The 2,305-nt window shown below is 69.2% G+C and carries 3 protein-coding genes; all 3 read left to right on the top strand.

Annotation, left to right across the window (positions count from 1 at the left end; translation table 11 throughout):
* The first annotated feature begins 81 nt into the window (after positions 1 to 81).
* On the top strand, positions 82 to 1,263 hold the full coding sequence (locus K2X24_RS11820) for a transglycosylase SLT domain-containing protein (protein ID WP_292498157.1): 1,182 nt from the start codon (positions 82 to 84) through the stop codon (positions 1,261 to 1,263).
* A 215-nt stretch (positions 1,264 to 1,478) separates the two neighbouring features.
* Positions 1,479 to 2,006: a response regulator gene (locus K2X24_RS11825; RefSeq protein ID WP_292498160.1), complete on the top strand. Its 528-nt coding sequence runs from the start codon at positions 1,479 to 1,481 to the stop codon at positions 2,004 to 2,006.
* A 138-nt stretch (positions 2,007 to 2,144) separates the two neighbouring features.
* A partial coding sequence (locus tag K2X24_RS11830) for a transglutaminase N-terminal domain-containing protein (protein WP_292498162.1) occupies positions 2,145 to 2,305 on the top strand: 161 nt, incomplete at its 3' end.

Consider the following 2,305-nt stretch of genomic DNA (forward strand, 5'->3'; position numbering starts at 1 on the left):
GCCCCAAACTGGGCCGTGTTGTCGCCACATCTGTCAAGCTAATCTCAATCCGTTGCCAGGGAACGGGGTTGGGTCGCACAGATGCAGGGTCGAAACGTCGGATCGTCAAGGACCGTCTTCGCCAAAGGCCCGCACCCCGCTAAAGGGCTCCTCGTGGCAGGCTCGGGCCTGCGGGCCGCGCCCAACGCATCCGACGCCCTGATGTTGTCCGGTCGAGTCGGCAGCGCTCACGGCAGCCGCCCCGCCCTCACCCGCTCCGTCCTCTCGATGCTGCTCCTGGCCGGCGGCCTCGGCGCCATCGTGTCCTACGGGATCGGACCCGAGGCGGGGGTGGTCCAATCGGCTCAGGCGATGACCGAGATCACGATGCCGAAGCCGCGTGTCCAGCCGGTCTCGGTCGTCCTCAAGGCCAGTCCGGTCGCACCGGCGGCACCCGCCATGATGACCGCCTCCTCCGCCTTCGCGGCTGTCCACGACCTCGACACCGAGCTCGGCTCGAACGCGGTGGACCGCGTCTCCTACGACTTCCTCCTGACCGAGAGCGCGGTCGGCGATCCGAACGACGTCCTCGAGTTCGGCCCGATGCGCATCCGCCGCCACCTCGTCCAGAAGATCATCCGCGCCGCGCAGGCGGTCGAGACCGACCCCGTTCTGCTCATGGCGGTGGCGGACAAGGAATCCAGCTTCAAGACCGAAGTGCAGGCCCAGACCTCCTCGGCGACCGGGCTCTACCAGTTCATCGAGCGGACCTGGCTCGGCGTGATCCGGGACTTCGGGCCGAAATACGGTCTCGCCAGCGATGCCGCCCTCATCGTGGCGGCGGATAACGGCCGTCCCACTGTGACGGACGCAGCCGAGCGTACCCGCATCCTGGAGATGCGCCGCGACCCCTACCTCTCGGCCCTGATGGCCGGCGAGATGCTGAAGCGCGATGCCGCCCGCATCGCCCTGCGCATCGGTCGCGAACTCACCCTCGGCGAGGTCTACCTCGCCCACTTCCTCGGCCCCGACGACGCAGAGGATTTCCTCGCCTCCGTCGTCGACAAGCCGAAGACCGCCGCCGCCCAGATGCTACCGGGCCCGGCACGCGCCAACAAGTCGATCTTCTTTGCCGCCCAGCGCGGGCGCCGTAAGGCCACCAGCCTCTCGGTGGCTCAGGTGCACGAGAAGTTCGAGGCCATGATGAGCACGCGCGGCGCCCGCTACCGCGACGTGCGCTCGGTGGCCGGCGTGATGGCCTATGCCGACGCCGCCGTGGATTGACGGGCGGCGCCCCCGAGAAACGTCACGTGCTTGAGAAAAGGCACATGGCTGTCGGTCGATGGGATGATTTCTGGCAACTGAGCGTGGCGTCCCGGCTTTAATGTCCGTGCGGCCCGTGCAGGGCGCGTCACGAGCACACTTGTCGGAGGCCTCTCTTGCCGGACCTGAAAGGCACCCCGCCGGACCGATCCTCGTCCGCCCGCCCGGCCGCGCCCGTGGATACCCTGAGTCCGGGCCTCTCCCTCGACCGGATCGGGCAGGCGCTGGCCGCCTTCTACGACGATCTCATCGCGGAGGGGGTGCCCGAGCACCTCGCCAGCCTCGTCCGCAACGTTCGGCCCGAGCCGGCGGCACCCGTCAAATTCGACCGGATGGCCCTGGTGGTGGAGGACGACGAGGCGACGCGGCAGCTCGCCGAGGCCCTCCTCAGTGATACGGATCTCGGCGTCATCGGTTGCGACAATGCCGAGGCGGCCCTCGCGATCATGCAGGAACAGGGCGGGCGCGTCGCTCTCGTGTTCGCGGACGTCCGTCTCGCGGGGCCGATGGATGGCCTGCAACTCGCCGCGGCCATCACCCTGCTCTGGCCGACGGCCCGGATGGTGGTGACCTCCGGCCGGCGGGCCGAGCGGCCGGCCAACCTGCCGCCGCAGGCGGTCTTCATTCCGAAGCCGTGGCGACCCTTCGATCTTTTGGTCGAGGCCGAGCGCGCCACCACCGAGCGGCAGCCGATCGTTCCGTGACCCCTATGTTTCGCGGGGACGACCCGCGGAGCCTTCGCGCGCAGGGCGACCTGCGACCCCGGCGCACCTCTTGCATCGTGATCGGCCAGCGTCCGTGCCGACACGCCCGCGCCTGCTGCGCGGTGGAGCCTCCCCGCCTTGCCGATCCTCTCCGTTCGCCACGTCACGACCTACCGCTACCGCCAGCCCGTGGCGTTCGGCGAGCACCGTATCCTGTTCCGTCCGCGCGATAGCTACGACCAGCGCCTGATCGCGGCGACGCTCAAGATCACGCCCGAGCCGAGCAATCTGCGCTGGCT

Source organism: Methylobacterium sp., from assembly GCF_019750675.1.
GTDB lineage: Bacteria > Pseudomonadota > Alphaproteobacteria > Rhizobiales > Beijerinckiaceae > Methylobacterium.

What these genes read in the sequence shown, in the direction of transcription:
- K2X24_RS11820 (WP_292498157.1), top strand. Translation starts at nt 82, where the DNA reads ATGCAGGGTCGAAACGTCGGATCGTCAAGGACCGTCTTCGCCAAAGGC.